The 20938-nt window shown below is 50.2% G+C and carries 11 protein-coding genes; 1 reads left to right on the forward strand and 10 read right to left on the reverse strand.

The features are described 5' to 3' along the window. Positions 1–18: 18 nt before the first annotated feature. From AC23NW_RS19190 to AC23NW_RS19205, 4 genes are all read right to left on the reverse strand, one after another. Positions 19–489: a MarR family winged helix-turn-helix transcriptional regulator gene (locus AC23NW_RS19190; protein WP_293833042.1), complete on the reverse strand. Its 471-nt coding sequence runs from the start codon at positions 487–489 to the stop codon at positions 19–21. A gap of 113 nt (positions 490–602) precedes the next feature. Further along, positions 603–1706 carry a hypothetical protein gene (locus AC23NW_RS19195; RefSeq protein WP_487451327.1) on the reverse strand — a complete coding sequence of 368 codons (1104 nt, stop codon included), beginning with the start codon at positions 1704–1706 and terminating at the stop codon, positions 603–605. Next, a complete protein-coding gene (locus AC23NW_RS19200) occupies positions 1703–2353 on the reverse strand; it encodes an ABC transporter ATP-binding protein (protein WP_487451329.1) in 651 nt (216 codons plus the stop codon). The genes AC23NW_RS19195 and AC23NW_RS19200 overlap by 4 nt, the downstream gene beginning before the upstream one ends. Before the next feature lie 143 nt (positions 2354–2496). Continuing rightward, positions 2497–3849: a vanadium-dependent haloperoxidase gene (locus tag AC23NW_RS19205; protein ID WP_487451331.1), complete on the reverse strand. Its 1353-nt coding sequence runs from the start codon at positions 3847–3849 to the stop codon at positions 2497–2499. 196 nt (positions 3850–4045) lie between these two features. Between AC23NW_RS19205 and AC23NW_RS19210 the strand changes: the two genes are divergently transcribed. Beyond that, entirely contained in the window at positions 4046–5548 is a 1503-nt protein-coding gene (locus AC23NW_RS19210) for a bifunctional metallophosphatase/5'-nucleotidase (protein ID WP_487451333.1), read from the forward strand. Between the two features lie 23 nt (positions 5549–5571). Here the strand turns inward: AC23NW_RS19210 and AC23NW_RS19215 are convergent, their stop codons facing one another. The 6 genes from AC23NW_RS19215 to AC23NW_RS19240 form a co-directional block, all read right to left on the reverse strand. Beyond that, positions 5572–8934, reverse strand: a complete 3363-nt coding sequence (locus AC23NW_RS19215) for a VCBS repeat-containing protein (protein ID WP_487451335.1) — start codon at positions 8932–8934, stop codon at positions 5572–5574. Position 8935: 1 nt separating this feature from the next. Continuing rightward, on the reverse strand, positions 8936–12274 hold the full coding sequence (locus AC23NW_RS19220) for a VCBS repeat-containing protein (RefSeq protein WP_487451336.1): 3339 nt from the start codon (positions 12272–12274) through the stop codon (positions 8936–8938). A 31-nt stretch (positions 12275–12305) separates the two neighbouring features. Next, complete coding sequence (locus AC23NW_RS19225; protein ID WP_293842681.1) at positions 12306–12875, reverse strand: hypothetical protein; 570 nt, start codon at positions 12873–12875, stop codon at positions 12306–12308. Between the two features lie 80 nt (positions 12876–12955). After that, positions 12956–14461: a RagB/SusD family nutrient uptake outer membrane protein gene (locus AC23NW_RS19230; RefSeq protein WP_487451338.1), complete on the reverse strand. Its 1506-nt coding sequence runs from the start codon at positions 14459–14461 to the stop codon at positions 12956–12958. Between the two features lie 30 nt (positions 14462–14491). Next, a complete protein-coding gene (locus AC23NW_RS19235; protein ID WP_487451339.1) occupies positions 14492–17509 on the reverse strand; it encodes a SusC/RagA family TonB-linked outer membrane protein in 3018 nt (1005 codons plus the stop codon). A gap of 426 nt (positions 17510–17935) precedes the next feature. Continuing rightward, positions 17936–20749, reverse strand: a complete 2814-nt coding sequence (locus AC23NW_RS19240) for a substrate-binding domain-containing protein (protein ID WP_487451340.1) — start codon at positions 20747–20749, stop codon at positions 17936–17938. Between the last annotated feature and the right edge of the window lie 189 nt (positions 20750–20938).

A 20938-nucleotide genomic window follows, 5' to 3' on the forward strand; every position in this document is an offset into this window, starting at 1 on the left:
GGAATTAGAAATCGGTATTTAGTCCAGGGGCAGCTCTTCGGCTTCGCTGGATTTTACTTTCTGATTTTCTTCTTCAACAATGCGGTTGATGTCTTTAATCACATCGAAGAAAATGACGAGTTTGTCGAGCGGAATACGCTCGCGGATCATATTATTAAACTGAATAACCCCCTGCCGGGCAATTTCCCGCTTTTCCTTACCGGTATCGGTGAGCAGGATGCGTACAAACCGCTTATCGTTTTCGTCGACCTCGCGCCGGATCCAGCCCCGTTCCTCAAGGCTTTTCAGCATCCGGACCAGGCTGCGTGGTTCCATGCCCAGCATCGGGCCGATCTTAGTCGCCGGTGTTCCGGTGTCCAGATCAATATTGAGCAGCACATAGCCGATGGCCATGGTCATATCATACCCCGCGGCATAGGCGTTGTACATTCTTGATATGGCATGCCACCCCCATTTTATGTGAAAATCAACGGTTTTCTCCTTCTTCATGCCTTTGTGTCCGTACATATTGCTGTCTGTACAAAACTACAAAAGTTTAATAATAGTATGCAAGCATAATAATTTAAAAAATACCAGCTTACATCAATATCAGTCAATAAAGATCAGGCACCCGTCTCCCAAACCGAACGCGGGTAATACCGCATAAACAGTCCGCTGGCTGCCAGCCATCCCGTCATGGCCAGCAGCCAGACGGGCAGTTGATACATAATCGTGAAGAAACCGCCGAGGAGCAGCCAGAACAGGGTCGGGAATAATTCGTCGGGCAGGCGGTGGCGCCGGAGCAACAGGCCGAACTGCACCATAACGAGGCTGTGCGTAAATGCCCAGACGCTCAGTATAGCCCATAAAGACTGATCCTGCGGCAGATAGCGGATGAGTAAAATTGCTTCGGGAAGCAGTAAAACTGCGGTCTGGATCATGTACCGGAACAGCCGCTGCGGGAGAGATACCGGCAGATTCCGGTACAGTACGAGCGATTCGTGTTCAAACTGATACAGGCGGTAGATGATGGTTATGTGTGCCAGCGCAACCAACAGCCCGCCCAGTCCGAACAGACGCAGATCATAGTCGTCGGTCGGGTAGAGGGCCATAAGGCCGAGCAGGACAAGCAGCGTACCGGTTTTAGTCAGAAAGAGCAGGACAGGCTGCCGGCTCAGTAAATACCGCAGGAAAAAGAGGAGGTAAGGCGTCGTAAACCGCTGGCTGAACCAGCTGCCGATGCTGCCCGACAGGCGTTCGGTGGCCGGATGGCGGAGAATATAGGTGTACCAGAGTAGCGGCCATGTTGCCAATAGTATCATTGTCAGTAGAATAGCCGTCAGGGACAGCCAGAGGCCGGCTTTGATTGCCAGTGTTGCAACAAAACCGGCATAGACCAGCACCGGAAGCAGTAACTGAAACTGAGTGAACACCAGGACTACCCATTGCATAGGGCGCGGAATCAGCCGCAGGTGGTGCAGGATGGTCTCGTCATTCAGAACGCGGGCAGCAAAGCGGGTGGTATGAAACCCGTACAGCGCCCAGATACCGGCATAAATAGCCAGAACAAAATGCGTCCGTATGGCCACCTCCGCCAGCGTAATGTGCTCAACGGCCCGTAAAAAACTACCTGCAATCAGAAAGACCACGGCCAGTAAACCGGCATTCTGCCGGTAAAAAGGCTTAACAATGGTTTTGGTCAGCACGTTGGTGAGGATCGCCATCATCGCGGCAGGCCGGTTAAGGGTTCCTGCGTCAGCGTTTGGTCCTGTACCCGCCAGACAGACTGAACCGGCAGGCTGCTCAGGTTAAAATCCTGATGCGACGAGAGCAGAAAACTGACACCCTGTTCGTGATAGCGGCGGATCAGCCGGCTGACCGTTTCCGTCGCCTGCTGATCGAGCGTAACGAGGGGTTCATCCAGCAAAATCAACACCGGATTGCCCAGAAACCCAAGCACCAGCGACGTTTTTTTGAGCATGCCGCTCGAATAGGTACCGACGGGCGTTTTCATGAACTCACGGATACCAAAGGCGTCGATCAGTTCGTCGCGTTGACTGGTGGATGCCTGTTTGGCGGTACCTACCCACTGGATAAGCTCCCATGCCGTCAGAAAATCAGGAAAGGTGGGTTCGGCTTCGCTGTAATTGACCCGGAGGCGGTACGGAACCGCCTGCTTTTCACAATCCCATTGCCCGTTGAGGACAATCTGCCCGTCGAACGGCAGCATACCGGCGATGGACCTGAACAAGGTAGTTTTTCCCGATCCGTTAATGCCTTTAACCCAGTGAATGCCGGCCGGCAGCTGCCAGTCGGGTACCTGAATAATCAGCCGGTTATGGTATGACTTCGCAAAGTTGGTGAGTGAGAGCATGGTAACAGCAGAATGTGCTGCGAATCTAGCCAAAGCCATGAAAAAAGCTCCGGTGTTCAGGACAACCGGAGCTTTGGGTCAATGAGTGGTAATCTTTTTTTGACAGGATTACGGGATTTTTCAGGATACCGGAGTGCTGAAGGCTAGCGCTTTGCGACCGTAGGTTTCGAACTTTTCACCCGCTGGAGAATCCAGTTGCCGATTTTTTCGCCTTGCGCAAGGCCCCGGTTCAGCGATGACATGTAGTGAATACCGCCATAAAAGCGGCTTACCGATGCTTCACGGGCTGCATCTTTAAACGACTTAAACGCCCGTACGCCGTGGCCATACTTGAATTCGGTTGAATCGACAAAGGCAATGTTATCGCCCACAAGGCCGGTCATTACCGTAGCGGCGGCCGATGAGATCACACTATGGCCGCTGGTATATTCAGGGAATGGCGGCGTTTGCAGGAATGGTGCCCATTTCGGATCAACGTATTTGTTGATAACCGTTTCGGGCCGTACCATTTTACTGCGGTATTTTTCGTCCCAGCATGAGATAAACCCATCGGCCAGGGCAAATGATGTCAGCGTGTAGAGCTCGACCGACTGCATCAGATTCAGTTTTTTCTTAGCTGCTGCCGTCGCTGCGATGTGCAGCCAGTGGCCGCCCGGTGTCATCTTTTTAGACGCATACATTACGTGGCCTGCCACGTTGATCACAAAGGCATTGTCGTCCCAGAAATAAGCGATGTCGTGTTGCTCTTTGGTCAGATTTTTTCCTGTTTCATACACCTCCATCACCTCTTTGAAGTAAGGGCTTGTTTTGGACACATTATAGGTAACCGGGCGCTCCGGCATGAACTGACTACAGGTATCCATAACCCAGCACCGGATTTTATTCCATTGTGGCTCAGCAGCATCCATATACGCAGGAGGTGTAGGAACCCAGGTGCCCTCTTCGTTGGTAACGGTATGTTTAAAACCCCGTGTCTGCTTATAATGGTCTTTCGAGGCAAAATCCAGGATATGCTTGGCCACTGTTTCACCGTAAGCGACAGACCGCTCATACACCTCTTCCGGTACGCCGTCTTTTTTGTATTGCCCGAAAAACGCCGGCTCGAATTCATCGTAGAAGTTTGCCGAGAACGTAAGCGCACGGGCAACCGTCAGAAAGGCTTTGGCACTGGCCAGCGGAAAGCAGTATTCCTGACCGGCATCGGGTTTCGGGGCGGGGCCTAAGGTTTTAACCTTTCCGGCCAGTGATTCGTAGTTGGCATCAAACGGCACCAGGGCTTCATAACCCGCCATGTTGGCATAGCCATAAATCCGGCTGGCGACCGGTGGCGAGAAAATATCATGCACAACAACCTGCGTCAGTTTATCCAGTGCCTGCGCATAGCGTGCCGGATTGGCAGCTTTCGCATTATATTCTTCGGGAGATGTTTTTTGCTGGCAACCGGCCAGGCCTGACAGAATAATCACAAGCCAGCCACAAAGGAATTGTTTTTTCATAATAAGAAAAGAAAGTTACAGCAGTATTTAACCGTATGTCTAGTGGACTAATGCGGTAACAAAAATAAGGCTTTCTATCGCATTTTTCGTAGAAAATTCAGGATTAAAGAAGTGATATTAATCAGTAAACTATAACTTAATGCATAGATAAATCTAATTTGCGGATAGTATCATCATCGTACGAAACCTTTTGTTTATGAAGCATAAATACAGTCTTATTTTCCTGGTTGTTACTTTATGGCTAACAGGGTGCCGGACCAGCCAGCCGGTTACCTTCCTGCATATCAATGACGTTTACGAAATTACCCCGCTCGATAACGGTGCCATTGGGGGTATGGCGCGGGTGGCAACGGTCAATCAGCAGCTGAAGAAGCAGAATCCGCAGACGTACTTTTTCCATGCAGGCGATTTCCTGAGTCCTTCGGTAATCGGGACACTCAAAGACAACGGCAAAACCATTCGGGGCAAGCAGATGGTGGAGGTTATGAATGTATCGGGTGTACAATACGCTACCTTCGGCAACCACGAGTTTGACCTTGACGATAACCAGCCGGCCAACCTTCAGGAGCGGATCAATGAGTCAGCGTTTCAGTGGCTGGTATCGAATGCCAAACAAAAACAGGGGGCTGACTATGTGCCGTTTCATAAAGACCATAACGGTAAGCAGGAGTTATTCCCAACCTCGATTATCCTGAATACACCGGCGGCAAGAATCGGTGTACTGGCCGTAACGATTCCGGTAAACAAGCCGTATGTGCAGATTACGGACCCGATTGAGGCTGCAAAACAGGAATACGCGCGTCTGAAACCGAACTGCGATTTTGTGGTAGCGCTGACGCACATCAACGCGGTAGACGATAAGCGGCTGGCCGAAGCGCTGCCGGAGCTGAAACTGATCATGGGCGGGCACGATCACGACAATATGCGGATTCCGGTAGGCAGTCTGACGGTCTGCAAAGCAGATGCCAATGCCAAAACGGCGTATATCCACCGGCTGATGATCAATAAGCGGACGAAAAAGGTAAAGGTCGTTTCGGAGCTGAAAACCATTGACCGCAGCATTCCCGACGAACCGGCAACGGCGCAGGTGGTGCAGAAATGGCAGCAGATTGCCGATAAGAGCTTCCGCGATATGGGCTTCAACCAGACCGAAGTAGTCACAGTGGCCACAGAACCGTGGGATGGCCGGGAGGCGTCAGTACGCAATCAGACAACGGTCTTAACCGATCTGATTGCCAAAGCCATACACGCGGCAGGTCCCGACGCCGATGTGGCGCTCTACAACGGCGGGTCGATCCGGGTAGACGATGTCCTGAAAGGCAATGTTACCCAGTATGACATTGTCCGGATTTTACCGTTTGGCGGTGAAATTCAGACTGTTTCAATGACCGGCGATCTGTTGAAGCAGGTCCTGACAACGGGCAGGCAGAACAAAGGCCGTGGCGGTTTCCTGCATTACGACGGCGCACAATACAACGAAACCAGCCAGACATGGACGGTAAAAGGGCAGCCGATTGACCCCGCTAAGATTTACAAAGTAGACATCAGCGATTTCCTGATGACCGGTAAAGAGTTCGGTATGAGCTTTCTGACACCGGAAAATCCGGGCGTGAAAGGCATAGAAAAAGCCGACAAAGCGAATCCGAACGACCTGCGCAACGACATCCGGAAAGCATTTATCGGCTATTTTAAAAAGTAGGTTAACGCAAAATGAATACCGTGTCACTGAAGCCCTGAGGCGCCGGTGGCACGGTTTGTTTTTTCCGGATCAACCACCAGCACGGTATCGTCGTTGCGGGCAATTACCAGTACCTGTTTGCCGTTCAGCTGTAGGGTAGCCATCCGCTTGATCTGCCCCGTCACCGGCAGTTTGCCGAGAGACGTTACCGCGAATTCGCCTTTCCCTTTGTTGATCAGGAGTTTACCATAATCGGCATCGTAGCGGCCCATCTGGATATTACAGCCATAGAAATTACCACCCATAACTACATCCGGCAGCTTATCGCCGTTGGCATCAATCAGTTGCGCTGTATAATACGGAGCAAGCTGTGCGCTATATGGCAGTGCTTTTACCGTAAAATTACCCTTTCCGTCGTTGAGCAGAACTGCATTTTCAAAGTAATTGGCTTCCAGTACGGTAGCTTTTGCCAGCACATCTTCGCCGATCAGGTCGCTCATACTTGCTTTGGCAAAGTCTTTGGCGTAAATGAATTTCTTCTTGATAAACGGAAACTGCTTTTCGGTTTCGGCCTTATTGGCAAAAACTACCTCCTCGTTATTGAGGTAATAACTGAGCAGCTGATCCATTTTCTGATTATTATCGAAATCACCGACATAGAGCCGGACCGGCTGTTCGGGTGAGGCTTTCAGACGGCTGTTCAGGCCAATATTACCGGCCAGTATGTCAATATCGCCGTCGTTGTCGAAGTCGGCCGGCAAGGTAAAGTTCCACCAGCCCTTGTTCGGAATCAGCATGCGTTTTTTGAACTGGCCGCCGTTGTTGTCGAATACGCAGATCCCGTCCCACTCGAGCGTGAGCAACAAATCCTGATCGTTATCCTTATCAAGGTCTACCCATTCAGCGTTCTTCACTAGCCCCACCGTTTTCAGTTCAGGGGCAAGCTGTGTGGTTACGTCGGTAAAGCGGCCGGTGCCGTCGTTCCGGAGCAGATACGATTCCGGCGATTTGCCATATTCAAACGGAATGGTGCGGCCACCGATAAAGAGATCCTGCTTGCCGTCCTGGTTAAGATCAACGGCCCGTACTGATGAGGCGGTCAGGTAAACGTTCGGGAATGCATCGGCTTTACGGCTGAAATTACCCTTGCCGTCGTTCAGGTACACGCGCGGTTGCCGGTATTCCGACGTGCCGGTGTATTCGTTTCCACCGCTGGCAATGACCAGATCAGGGTGTGTGTCCTGATTCACATCGACAAAAACCGCATCCACGTCCTCGTATACACTATCGGCCACCAGCGCCGGCTGGCGGCTCCGGCTGAAGGTGCCGTTGGCATTTTGCAGAAACAGGGCGTTGGCCTGATCGCGGGCGGCTCCCACAAACACATCCTGACGGCCATCGTGGTTGACATCGCCGACGGCCAGGGCAGGGCCTTCCATCGAGACCATGTTCGGAATCAGCGCTTCACGGTCGAACTCCGTATAGTTGTTCTCAATATGCCGGTAGCTGAGACCGCTTTTCTTCGTTATGTCGGTGAACGTCAGCGGGCTGTTTGTCGTTGGCCGGTGCGCGGCATAGTCGAATAGCGGTAGTGCAGCCTGATAGGAAACCGTTATGACCGGTTTGTCGAACGCAATTTTCTGATAGCGGCGGTCGGGCCAGATCAGCAGTATCGAATCAATATCAGCCTTGTTGCCCAGACCAACGCTCAGGGGCACTTCCATGCTTGACTGAAATCCACGGACCGGAAACTTCTCATAGACCAGTTGTTCATTCTTTTTATAGACCAGACATTTCGCGCCAATTGCATTCAGGTTCTTTGCGGGGCCTTTCAGCTGAATGGTAAGCGATGTCTGTTGAGGCGCGTAGGCATTTGCCAGATTCTCGTAAACGAACGCTTTGTCGTTGATGTTATTGGTCACCACATCAAGGTCGCCGTCGTTGTCGAGATCGGCATAAATGGCTCCGTTCGAGTAGGAGGGTTTATCGTTTTCGATGGCATCCTGCAAATCCTGAAAATGCAGGTCAGCCTGGTTGCGGAAGAATTTGTTCGGCAGCTTGATCTCCGGCAGCTTGTCAATCAACGACTCGTCATTTTCGTCCATTTCCTTGCGCTCAAGCCGTTGCTGAATGTCTTCGTTCGACACAAACTGAATGTAGTCGATGTCGTTCATCCGCTTCGGAATCCCGTTGGAAATGAAAATGTCCTTACGGCCGTCGTTATCAAAATCCATCAGCAGCGGCGACCACGACCAGTCGGTTGCGTGTACGCCGGCATACATCCCGATCTCCGAAAAGGTATTGTCGCCGTTGTTGAGCTGGAGGTTGTTACGGGCAAACTGGTAGTTATAGCCCTGCCGGATTTTGTACTTAAAAATATTGTACGAATCTTCACCCTCCGACCGTTTCAGGATCTCGCGGTCGGCGGGCAGCATGTCAAGGGAGATGATTTCGGGGTAGAGGTCGTTGTTAAGGTCTGCAATGTCGATACCCATCGAAAACTGGCTGGTGTGCGCCATTTCGTTCGTCAGATCTTCTTTAAACGTCCGGCCGCCGGCACCCGGCTGGTTAATATACAGGTAGTCGTTTTCGTGAAAATCGTTCCCGATGTACATGTCAGGGTAGCCGTCGAAATTTACATCGCCGACACCAACGCCGAGGCCATAGCCCAGTACATCGCTGATGATACCGGCCTGTGCGGTGATTTCGGTAAACTTACCGTTATCATTCCGGAAAAAGCGGTCGCCGGCCGTGGGGTGGGTTTTGCCCTGAAAGGCCTGACGGAATCCGAACGTACCGTTCTGATGTACCGAATGATTCAGCTGGAACATATCCAGATCCCCATCCAGATCATAGTCCAGAAAATCAGCCTGCGTACCCAGCCCGACCAGATCGAGGCCATAGGCCTTTGACTGTTCTTCGTAAACCGGTACCCCTTCTTTGGTGATTTCCTTACAGATAAACAGGAGGTTATGCCCTTTGAAATCCGCAAAACCACCAACCTGGCTGATGTATAAATCCAGCTTACCGTCCTGATTAATATCGACCACCGACACGCCGTTTGCCCATCCCTTACCCTGATTGATGTTTGTTTTCGGCGTTACATCGTCAAATTTCAGTTTCCCCCGGTTCAGGTATAGCCGGTTTTCCTGCAGGTTGGCCGTAAAAACCAGATCAACCAGCCCGTCGTTGTTAAAGTCACCTGCACCAACCCCGCTGCCATTATAAAAATACATGTAGCTGAAGATGTTAAGGTCTTTGGTTGGCTTCAGGTCGTTCGAAAAGGCCAGTCCGGTTTGTTCGGCATCAAGCCGCCGGAACATGGCCGTCGTATTTTTCGGTTGCTGACAGCTGAAGAGGCCGGCCAGCAGCAGTATGGATACCAGTAATTGGCTGATTCGTTGCATATTAGTTGGCCAGTTTAGACAGCTCCGGGGCTGCGTTGTTCACCAGCGTGATCAGGTATTTCTGTTTATTGATCGTAATGGGACTGATTTGCTTCACTTCGCCATTAGCCACATATCCGCTTCGCCGGTTCGGTACAACGGTAAATTTACCCCCGGGCTGACCCAGCAACACAAGGCCACGACAGGCATCAATCATACCTAACTGCGGCAGAAACTCCGAGAAGTTTCCGCCCATAATCAGATCCTTCCGGCCATCGGCATTGAGGTCTTCGCAGGCAATGGCGTTGATGCACGACAGCTGTACGGCATCAGGCAGCTCCTGTACCGTAAAATTACCCTTGCCGTCGTTAATAGCGATGACAGACTTTTTATAATTCACCGTTTTCACCTGACACGCATTCAGGACATCAGACGGGAAGAGGTCTTGCAGGGTCTTGGTGGCATAATCTGTATGCTTCAGAATTTTCGTTTTCAGGAACGGAAACTGCTCAGCCATTTCGCGTTTCAGGAACACCGGCACGTCTTTACCGTTAAGGGTTTTGGTCATCACTTTGTCGAGGGTTCCGTTCTTTTCGAAATCGTTGATCCACAGTTTTAACGGCGCATCGGGCGTGGCTTTCAGCGAGAAATTATCGCCGATATTACCCAGAACGAGGTCGAGGTCCTTATCGCCGTCAACATCCAGCACGCCGACACTGCCCCAGAAACCGTTCAGGTCGCCGAGTTTGCTGTCGGTTTTGGTGAGTTGACGGTTTTCGAAGCGATAGACCTGCGGCGCCATCCAGTCGCCTGCCACGACAAGTTCTTTTTTCCGGTCGCCGTTGAGGTCGGCCCAGGCAGCATCCCGCACCATCCCTGCTTCGAGCAGGGCAGGGGCCAGTTGCCGGGTTACATCGCGGAATTCACCGGTGCCGTTGTTTTCATACAGGAAACTCTGCGGGCTCAGGCCATACTGCCCCGGATAGCTCCGGCTGCCGACAAACAGGTCAAGGTCGCCGTCGTTGTCGAAATCATACGGACGCACAACCGAGGTATTCATCGTATTGGGCGGCAGGGCACGCGCGTTGATCGAGAAGTTGCCTTTGCCGTCGTTGGTGTACAGGCGGTCCATCAGCTCGCGGGAGCCCATCGCCGCCTCATTACCACCGCTGCCCACGTATAAATCCAGATCCCCGTCTTTATCGGCATCGAAAAACTCAGCGGCTGTATCTTCAAAACCGGTAAAGTTTTTGAATACCTCCTGATCCGTCGCGGTAAAGCCGGTGGCCGTCTGGATATACAGTTGCTTTGGCTGCATTTTAGCCCCGCAAATGTAAATATCGGGTCTGCCGTCGCCGTTAACGTCGCCGATTGCAGCCTTGGGGCCTTCGTTGGAGAGTTTCATCGGCACATTCCGCTCGTTGAAAAAGTCTTCATAACTGTTTTCAACATGGGGTGTAAACGGGCTGCTCACGGACAACAGCAGCGGGTTAGCTACCGGGGCAGCAGGAGGCCTGACACCGGTTTTGCCGTCGTTAACCGAAAGGGTAAGGGTACTGCCGGCTTTAGGCCGCTTTACAACGGTCACACGGCCGTCATACCACGTAACCCGTACCGAATCGAGCTGCTTTAAGGAGCCTAAGCCAACGGTCTGCATGTATTCGGTGCTTGACTGAAAGCCGCGTGCCGGGGCAATGTACCGGCTGAAAATCTGATTCGGGGCAAACAGCTCGATTTTAGAACCGATGGCATAGGTATTTTTTCCGTCACCTTTCAGGTTAACTTTGATATAGTGATTGTTTTCCGCGTTTCGTTCGGAATGGTTCTGGTACACAAAGCACGGCTGATTGACGTTGTTGACCACCAGATCCAGATCGCCGTCGTTGTCAAGGTCGGCATAGGCGGCACCGTTAGAAAACGACGGGTCGGCAAAACCAAACTGTTCCCCTTCTTCCGAGAACCGCAGGTTTTTGCCATTATGGAAAAAGTTGTTCGGAATCGGCCGTGACGGCATGTTTTTGACAATTTCGTCAAACTGCTTTTTTTCGCCAGACATAGCCATGGTCTGGGCAAGGTCATTGGCAAAAAAGTCGATAAAGTCCTGGTCGATAACGTCGTGGTAAATGCCGTTGCAGACATAAATATCATTGTAGCCGTCATTATCGGCGTCGAACATGAGCGCGCCCCAGCTCCAGTCACTGGCTGCCACATCGGCATAGTTGGCAATCTCGCTGAATGTTCCGTCCTGGTTGTTGAGCTGCAGGCAGTTTTGCTGCAACTGATTGTAAAAGCCCCGGTCGCGTTTGAGTTTGGCCAGGTAAAAGGTCTCAAATGAGGTGGTCGTTTTCAGCCGCTTTTCGTCGCGGGGCAGCATCTCGGTCGTAAATATTTCCTGATAGCCGTCGTTGTTGATGTCGGCCATGTCGGCGCCCATCGACGCGATGCTCAGGTGCTTCATCCGCTGCTCAATTTCTTCCTTAAATGTGCCGTCGCGCTGGTTTATGTAGAGGTAATCTTTCTCGAAAAAGTCGTTGGATACATAGATGTCGGGATACATATCGCCGTTGACATCGCCGACCGTAACGCCTAACCCAAAGCCAATGAGGCTGCTGTAAATACCGGCTTCCTTACTGACATCGTGGAAAACGCCGTTGTCGTTACGCATCAGCTTGTCGCCGCCGCCTTTCAGAAAGTCCTTGACCGGCCAGTCCTCGGCGCGCAGGTTACGGTTGTTGGCGAAGTCGAGGGTATTAACCGGGATAAAGCTGTTGTTAAGGATATAGCAATCCAGGTCGCCGTCGAGGTCGTAATCGAGGAAAGCTGCATGGGTGGTGTAGCCGCCTTCGTCGAGGCCGTATTTTTTTGCCGATTCAGTAAACGTCTGATTGCCGTTGTTGATGTACAGGTCATTTTCCTGCCCGACGCCTTTCTGATAGCCGGCATTACAGACATAAATGTCCAGCAGTTTATCGTTGTTGATGTCGACCATCACTACGCCGGTAGCCCACTTGCCTTTGCCGGTTAAGCCGGCTTTTTCGGTAATATCCTCGAACTGCCATTTTCCGTCGGTGCCGGCCCCTTTGTTGAGGTATAGTTTGTTGGACCCCATGTTGGAGGTAAAGAAAATGTCGGTCCAGCCATCGTTGTTGATGTCGCCTACGGCTACGCCACCGCCGTTGTAGAAGTTGCGGTAACTGAAAATATTGAAGTCTTCGTGGTTTTCGACTTTATTCTGAAACGTGACACCGATAGCCTCGTTGTCCATCCGCTCAAAGAGCGTGTCCGTTTTTCGTGTTGAGCAGGAAACACACAAGTACAGGGCAAAGGCGATAGCCAGACTTGCAATGGTAATTCGTTTCATAGGTTAGTTCGGTAGGCTAAAACAAGCTGTTTTAGTAATACAATGCCTTGTCAGGGATACCAACGTTGCTGATTTTAGGCTGGCGGTACACAATGAGGCCTTTCATGGTGTTCCAGTCTGAGCGCTGGTTCTGATTGCCGTAGCGCGCTATTTTACCCTCCAGCCGGATTACGGCACGGTCCTTATTGAAGGATTCTATATAAATCTGCCCGTCAGTCATCAGGTAACCTTCGCCGATTTTGTTGATGGGGTCAGTCAGCTTACCGATCAGGATACTGGCTGCTCCCTGATTGTCGATAGTGACCGGTACATGAGCCGGATGCGATTTGTACCAGTTTGTACTATTGAATGTGATAATAATGTTGCTTTGTTTCTCATCTGCCAGATTTGCCCGGAATCCGGTTGGATTGACCATGAAGCCACCGGTAAATGTGGTTTGCTCACTGTAAAACGGCTTGCCATCGATGCTTAACAAAATCTGAGCCTGATCCGGTTTTAGCGAAGCATAAATGGTGTCGATGTTGGGATCAGCTGTACAGCCTGCCAGCAGGAGCAGCAGGGAGAAAACAAGCGCCGGAAGCGTGAATCGGATAATAGTCATACAAAACAGAAACTTAAGTTAACAAAAATGCTCGACTAGTCGAGCATTTTTGTTAAACAAATAAAAGGAAGAAAACCGTATTAGTAGCCGGTATTCTGCTTTAAGTTCGGGTTAGACGCAATTGCATCAGACGGAACCGGATACAGTACAGTGTATGCATTTTTATTGTCAACGCCTGTACCGGTCGTGAATTTGCCAAAGCGGACTTCAACTGTACGCTTGCCACCTTCCCAGTATGTTTCGCGGCCGATTTCGTCGAATACATCATCTTCCTTAACCGCCGTCAGGGCAGACGCACCGCGTACTTTGCGGATTGCGTTCATCTGTGTCAGCGCACCGGCTGCATTACCGCCACGGAGCAGCGCTTCTGCTTTCATCAGGAAGGCATCGCCGTAACGGATCAGGATGTACTTGTTCGCATCAGCCGGGTGATACTTGATCGCACGGATACCTTTGTCGGTAGGGCAACCTGACAAGACCACGTCGCGGGTAAACTGCAGCGGCTTGTTCAGACGGCTGTCGGTGATCGGCGCTCCTTTGTCTGTGTACTGCTGACCGATCAGGAAACCACGGCCGATACCGGAAAACTCTGTACCGTCTTTTTTCGCAGGGACACCTTTACGGATATCGCTTGTCTCGAATTTATCGTAGAAATCTGCCAGGGTTGTGAAACCATTCCAGCCCGATGGGTTCTGGTCATAGTGCAGCGTCATGTACCAGCGGTTCTGCGGAGAACCCTGAGCACCGGTCAGGATAATTTCGCCGGTTGCTTTTTTCGTGAAGTTATCGAAATAGTTCGGGTTCAGGCTGAAGCCTGCGGCCGTGATCGCATCGACGTATTTCACAACGTTATCCATGTCAGCCTTGTCGAACGTGTAAGGACCTTCCGGCTTAGATGACTTGTAAACGGCTTTGTTCAGGTACATTTTCGCCAGCAGGTAGTTAGCCGCGGCTTTCGTCGCTGTCGGATTTTCTGACGTTGCCGTTTTCGCTTCTGACAGGTCAGGTAAAGCCTCTGTCAAATCTTTGATGATGTAATCAAAGGCTTCTGAACGGGACAGTACTTTCGGGTTGTCATTTACCCCCTGGTTTACCTCCCGTACCGGAACCTGACCCCAGTAGTCCATTACATGGAACATATTCCAGGCGCGCAGGAATTTTGCTTCCGCTACCTGTGCCTTTGTCGAACTGGTTGTGGCAATGATCTGCGTTGTTTTAAACACTTCAGAGTTCAGGTTATTCCATGAGGACAGAATCCCTGAGTGAGTGGCATCCCACGTATGCTGATCAAGCGTACGCCATACCCCGTTATCACCCCAGTCTACACCGCGGGTTGGCGGGATCATTTCGGCGGTTACGTGAACACCCAGTGAATAGATGTTAGCCTGATCAGAGAAGTTGTTGCCCAGGTTGTTGTAAGATGCCTGAAGGGCATCCGTAACATTCGGCAGGCCGGCAAATGTACCCGATGTTGACGCCGGTACAACGATTGAAGAAGTTTCCTTCACATTCAGGTCGGTACAAGCGGTTACAACTGCTGCCACCACCCCGACACTAAGTATTGCTAATGAGTTGCTCTTGCTCATATTGATTTTATTGAAAAAAGTCAATCAGGATCAGAAAGTAAAGCTTGCACCCAGAGTCCATGTACGTGCACGCGGATAGGCTGTATAATCAATGCCTAATGACGGAACGCCGTTCAGTGACTTATTCGTATTAACCTCCGGATCCTGGCCTGTATATTTCGTAATCACGAACAGGTTCTGGCCAGTCAGGTATACACGAAGATTCGACAGTGCTGAGTTACCGGTGTTAAACTTGTAGCCAATGTTCAGGTTCTGGAAGCGTACGAATGATCCGTTTTCGAGGAAGCGGGTCGATACGTCCGGTGCGTTGTAAGGGCCTTCTGCCAGACCCGGAACATTGCGGGTTACGTTACGGCCGTTGTTGTACGAACCTTTTGTAAAGTAAGCGTTAGCTGTGTTGTTGTAGATGTAGTTACCGGCAACCGCGTTGAAGAACATGCTGGCTGTCCAGTTTCCGTAACGCAGGTTCGCTGTCAGACCACCGGTGAACTTAGGAATCGGCGACTTACCAATGAACTTCTGAACGTCACCACCGATGTAGATCGAGTTGCCCTGGTCGTCATAACCGCCGAACTCCCGCAGGAAGTAAGCGAACAGCGGCTGGTTGTTGGCAATACGCTGTGCATAGGCACCTGTCAGACCCTGACCGCTGATACCACCTGTGTTGATGATACCGTTGTAGTTTTTCAGGATGTTTTTGTTGAAGGCACCGTTCGCGCTGATGTCTAAGCCAAATTTAGCTTTGTCAACCGCAACGAAGTTCAGGGCTAATTCAACACCGCTGTTGATGACATTACCGTCAATGTTTTTCCATACGAACGGAGTCAGGGCCGGCTGTGCAGACGCTACCTGAATCAACAGGTTTTCTGTACTCTTGTTGTATACGTCGATGCTACCTGAAATGCGGTTGCCGGCAATGGCGAAGTCAATACCACCGTTGATCTGCGTAGCTGATTCCCATTTCAGGTCAGCATTCGGGAAGGCAACTGAGTTCAGACCACCACCGCTGATGTTTGTACCACCTGTCTGGATACCATAATCGTCATAGCGCTGACGCTGTACGAACAGGTTGTGCGGAATCGACTGGTTACCCGTTACACCATATCCGAAACGTACTTTCAGATCCTGGAAGATGTTTTTAGGGATGAAATCCTTGTTGATCAGTTTGTAGGCAACAGCAGCAGACGGGAAGTAACCATACTTGTTGTTTGTACCGAAACGGGTAGAACCGTCAGCACGCAGAGTACCAGTTACGATCAGGTCACCAAAGCCCAGGTTAACACGACCAAAGAATGACTGTAATTCGTCTTTCGTATAGTTTGTGTTGCTCAGTACACTACCGATCAGGTTTTTGCTCGGATCGAAGTTGGCTGATGCTGCATTCTGAATCATCAGGTCAAGATCGCCGGTACGGAAGTTTGTCGCAGAAGCTTTCTGATAGAAATACTCAAAGCTCTGGTACGAATAACCTAACAGGGCGCTCAGGTCAACTTTGCCTAACTGTTTGTTATAGGTAAAGTAGTTTTCCCACAAGCTGTTATCAATCTGAATGTCTGTCAGATACAGACGACCCTGGTTCTGGATATCCTGATACAGGAGGTCTTTAGAGAAGGCAGCCTTACGAGACGACATTGACTTATCAAAACCATATACTGTCTTGAATTTCAGACCGTTGATGATTTCATACTCCAAGTTGACGTTACCAACCGCGCGCAGGGTTTTTGTGTTGTCTTTTGACAGATCAAGCAGGGCCTGCGGGTTTGGCTCGGCTACGTTGGTAGACTGATACAACGTACCGTTTGCGTTATAAACCGGCAGTGTCGGGTTAGACTTCAGGATACCGGCCAGGAGGTCACCCTGATAACCGGCGTTGTCGGTTACCGGAATGTTGCCGTCTTTTGTCTGCGATACTGTTGCCTGAACACCGATATTCAGTTTGTCGTTGATAAACTTCTTGTTGCCGTTTACACCGATGCTGATCCGGTTCAGAGAGCTTTTCTGCATGATACCCTGCTGATCAAGGTAACCCAGTGAGAAACGGTAGTTACCGCTTGCATCGCCGGCACCGTATGACAGGTTCTGCTGGTTAGTAACGCCAGTACGGAACAGGATGTTCTGCCAGTCAGTACGGGCACCACGGTCGTTAGCCGGCTGTAATTTAGCGTACTCATCCGGGCTCAGCAGGTCATATTTCTTGGTAATGCTGCTGATACCGATTGATGGTGAATACTCCAGTGTACCTTTACCGCCTTTACCTTTTTTTGTTGTAATCAACACAACACCGTTTGCACCCCGTGCACCGTAAATCGCTGTCGCAGAAGCATCTTTCAGGATGTCCATTGATTCGATGTCGTTCGGGTTCAGGAAGTTCAGCGGGTTACGGGCTGATGACGAACCGATACCTGAGTTATCACCGCCTGACGAAGTTTCGTCGCCGCTCAGCGGAACACCGTCAACAACGAAGAGCGGGTTGTTACCGTTACGCACTGAAGACGTACCACGGATACGGATGTTGATCGGACCGCCCGGCTCACCGTTGCCCTGTGTAATGGCAACACCCGGTACACGACCCTGCATCAGCTGCTCAGGTGAAATGATCACACCTTTGTTGAAGTCTTTAGAGCCGATTGCGTTTACCGCACCGGTCAGGTCTTTTTTCTTAACCGTACCGTAACCGATAACAACAACTTCGTTCAGCGACTGGCTGCTTTCAGCTAATGTTACATCAACTACGCTGCGGTTACCGACAGCTACTTCCTGTGTTTCGTAGCCAACAAAGCTGAAAACGATAACACCCTTGTCTGGTACACCAAGCTTGTAGTTACCATCGGCGTCGGAATTTGTACCCTTACTGGAACCCTTAACGGCAATGCTGACACCAGGCATTGCAAGCCCCTTAGCGTCTTTTACCTTGCCTGTTATCTGTTTGTCCTGAGCCCAAACACCCAGCGACATAATCATCATGAAAGCCGTTAGCAGCGTGGTGCCTATTGCCGTTTGGCTCCGGGCTGCGGCTCTCCATCCCACTAAAGAGAAAATGTTCACCATAGGTTAAAAGAATGATTAGACTGTTAAATACAAATTGTTACATAAAATGATCAAAAAACAACATTGATCGTGCTGCAAAGGTAGCCGAATTGCTCCTCAATTTGTTAAAACTTATCCCAAAATAATTAAAGTTTGTTTCGGGCCCGAAAAAAAGCAGCAATGGGTAAAACAGGCCTTATTTGTACTATTTATGGATTTTATTCCTCTGGAGACGCATTCAAAAAAATTGCGGCTGCTTCAGTTTTGTAACAGGATGTTACTTGAATAGTACAATTTTAAGGAAGCAATTTGGATAATTACAATTGGTTAATTTAGGCTTACTATTCGTCAATCAGGCATTAAGGGTATGGGCAAAATTCTTGTTTTGTTGACTTATATATTGATTTTATAAGATCAGGCAAAGTGAAAACGTCCTTGTTTTTACTCTTAATTCTGCGTTGGGGTGTGTAAATTTTTAAATTCTGAAGGAGAGATGTTGTACTTCTGCTTGAATGCTGTGGCAAAGTAAGTCGACGAAGAAAAGCCGACATCATAGGCTACTTCAGAAATTGTCGTATTAGGCTTCAGCAGGAGCTGACGGGCCTTTGTAAGCCGTATATTCTGCAGGTAATCCATTACCCCGCATCCGAGTAAGGCTTTTGATTTCCGGTAGAGCTGCATTCTGGATAAACCGATCGCCTGTGCAATGCCATCGACGGTCAGTTCGGAGTTGGCAATGTTCTGTTCAATTACAACTGTCAGCTCATCGATAAACTTACGGTCAGTCCGCTGCGGGGCCAGGGTTGTGGTATCCAGTGACAGCTCCCTCCTGAAGTGATCGCGTATCCGTTCCCGGCTGCGCAGGAGCGTTTTCATACTTTCAATCAGATAAATCGGATTGAACGGTTTCATTATATATAAATCGGCTCCTGACTGAACCCCTTCAATAATCTGTTCGGGCGTGTTGCGGGCGGTCAGCATAACGGCCGGAATGTGCGACGTCCGCCAGTCATTTTTTAGCTGACTGACCACCTGAATACCGGATTGCCCCGGAATAACGACGTCACAGATCAACAGATCCGGCAGACTGTCGAACGCCATTTTGAGACCTGTATCACCGTCAGCTGCCTCCAGCACCTGAAAGTGCGGCTGTAGCTTACTAACCAGGAAAGCCCTAAGGTCGGCATTGTCTTCAATGACCAGTACTGTTGCATCGGCATTGGCCGCTGACAAGGCGGATGCGCCGGTACTGTATTCGAACACGGGGGCTTGGTCGAACGTTGGCGGGGAGAAGGCCGAAGGAGTCCAGCTTGGTTCAACCGGCAGACTGTCAGCAGTTTTATCCGGTTGCGTTAACGGTAGCCGGACGGTAAAGGTACACCCGTTGCCGACCTCACTTCGGACACTCAGATGGCCATGGTGCATCCGTACCAGCTCATGGGAGAGCGCAAGCCCGATGCCAGTGCCACCCACCGATGATTTCCCCTGGTAAAACCATTCGAAGATGTGCTGCTGTTCGTCTTCACTAATGCCATGCCCGTCGTCTTCAACCGTAATCAGTACTGATTCGCTGTTGTCGTCCTGCGCGACATGAATCAGAATATTGCCGTTATCCGGTGTGTATTTAAAGGCATTTGCCAGCAGGTTATAGAAGACCTTGTCGAGCAGATTCGCGTCAAACCAAACGGTAATGTCGGGCGATGAACTGGTCAGCCGGTAGGTAATCCGCCGCTGGCGGGCAATATTCCGGAAAACATTCATAATCTCCTGAATAAACCAGATAATGTCGTACCGTGCCACCCGGAGGGGCATTTTGCCGACTTCAATTTTCCGGAAATCCATCAGCAGATTCACCAGATGCAGCAATTGCTGCGCGTTTTTGCGGACAAGTTCCAGATCTTTGCGCTGTGTATTCGGCGCTACGTTTTTATTAGTGAGCAGATCTTCAACCGGGCCCAGGATAAGCGTCAGCGGCGTCCGGAGTTCGTGTGAGAAATTCGTGAAGAATTTGAGCTTGGCCTCTGTACTTTCCCGCAGCCGTTCGGCCATGTCAAGAATCTGATTACGCTGCGACAGAATCTCTTCATTCTGTGTTTCAAGCCGCGCGTTTATTGCCCTGTTTTCCCGCAGGCTGATGAATACAATGGTGGCCAGAATAATGGCACCAATCAGCAGGAAGACCAGAATATATAATACAATCCGCTGATTACGATACAAATGTGTTTGTTCCTGAAGTCGTTGCTGCTGACGGGTTATATCTTCCTGCTGGCTGAGGATTTTGTCTGACTGAACCTTCAGCATATGCACATTAGCAGGCGTTATTACCATGGTCTCCAGAATATTCTCCTTACTGAAAGGCTGCTTACGCAAAATCCTGAGGGCTGTGCGGATGGCTTCTTCGCCGCCGGTTGGATACAGCATACTCGCATTAATAATGCCCTTTTCGACCAGGTCAATGCCGCCGTCGGGGCCTGCGAGTCCATCAACACCGACTAGTTTTATCTTCTCAATAAGACCGGCCTGTTTACAAACCTTGTAGGCGCCCAGCGCCATCCGGTCATTGTGGGCATAGATCAGGTCAATATCGGGGTGTTTAGCCAGCATAGCCGGAAGTTGCTTCAGGACATATTCCTGTTCCCAGTCGCCATGAAACTGATCAATCAGGTGAATACCCGGTGACTGGGCAATCGATTCGACAAAACCGGCATGCCGGTCCCGCGTTGGTGATGCACCACTGGTGCCTAAAATTTCCAGTACATTACCATGCCCCTTTAGTGATGTCGTAATATATTGCCCGGCTGCCCGTCCGATCTCCAGGTTATTAGACCCTACATACGCTGTATATTTTTTCGAAGTCGTTTGGCGGTCAAGAATAACGACGGGTATCCCTTTAGCATAAAGCTCCTCGACAATAGGGGTTACCGGCACAGCCTGATTCGGCGAAATAATGAGTAGATCTGCTCCTGCACTGACCAGCTCGCGGATTTGCTGAATCTGTAGCTGACTGTCTTCGCGGGCATTTTTCTGAATCAGCGTGACATTTGGGTAAAAGCTGACTTCGCGCTCCATACCTGCCTGCATGGATTTGCGCCATGTATCTCCGGCCGTACATTGCGAAAAACCAATAACGTATTCCGACTCTTCTGCCGCGTTTTCCTTACAACCCGTACTGGTCAGTGCCAGGAACAGGGTAAGTAAAACTGATAAAATCCGTGTGGAGGCTATACTCTTACGAATAAGATAGTAAGCGAATGAAAACATATACTTGAAAACGGAATACCGATAAGATGCCAGGTCAGGAAAAGATCGTAAAATAGAATCTAAACTATAAAAAGTGTAAGTATTTCTAATGGTTTGTGCAAAAAAATTAAATAACCTGCAAGAAAACTTAAGATTTTCAGGAGATAAGTAGCTGTTTTTTTGAATTATGTAGTCTTATAAGTATGCGTG

The organism is Arsenicibacter sp. R0_47 (assembly GCF_057652235.1).

Bases quoted from the DNA above. Each gene is read 5' to 3' on its own strand.
- AC23NW_RS19190 (WP_293833042.1), bottom strand. From the start codon at position 489: ATGAAGAAGGAGAAAACCGTTGATTTTCACATAAAATGGGGGTGGCAT.
- AC23NW_RS19195 (WP_487451327.1), bottom strand. From the start codon at position 1,706: ATGATGGCGATCCTCACCAACGTGCTGACCAAAACCATTGTTAAGCCT.
- AC23NW_RS19200 (WP_487451329.1), bottom strand. From the start codon at position 2,353: ATGCTCTCACTCACCAACTTTGCGAAGTCATACCATAACCGGCTGATT.
- AC23NW_RS19205 (WP_487451331.1), bottom strand. From the start codon at position 3,849: ATGAAAAAACAATTCCTTTGTGGCTGGCTTGTGATTATTCTGTCAGGC.
- AC23NW_RS19210 (WP_487451333.1), top strand. From the start codon at position 4,046: ATGAAGCATAAATACAGTCTTATTTTCCTGGTTGTTACTTTATGGCTA.
- AC23NW_RS19215 (WP_487451335.1), bottom strand. From the start codon at position 8,934: ATGCAACGAATCAGCCAATTACTGGTATCCATACTGCTGCTGGCCGGC.
- AC23NW_RS19220 (WP_487451336.1), bottom strand. From the start codon at position 12,274: ATGAAACGAATTACCATTGCAAGTCTGGCTATCGCCTTTGCCCTGTAC.
- AC23NW_RS19225 (WP_293842681.1), bottom strand. From the start codon at position 12,875: ATGACTATTATCCGATTCACGCTTCCGGCGCTTGTTTTCTCCCTGCTG.
- AC23NW_RS19230 (WP_487451338.1), bottom strand. From the start codon at position 14,461: ATGAGCAAGAGCAACTCATTAGCAATACTTAGTGTCGGGGTGGTGGCA.
- AC23NW_RS19235 (WP_487451339.1), bottom strand. From the start codon at position 17,509: ATGGTGAACATTTTCTCTTTAGTGGGATGGAGAGCCGCAGCCCGGAGC.
- AC23NW_RS19240 (WP_487451340.1), bottom strand. From the start codon at position 20,749: ATGTTTTCATTCGCTTACTATCTTATTCGTAAGAGTATAGCCTCCACA.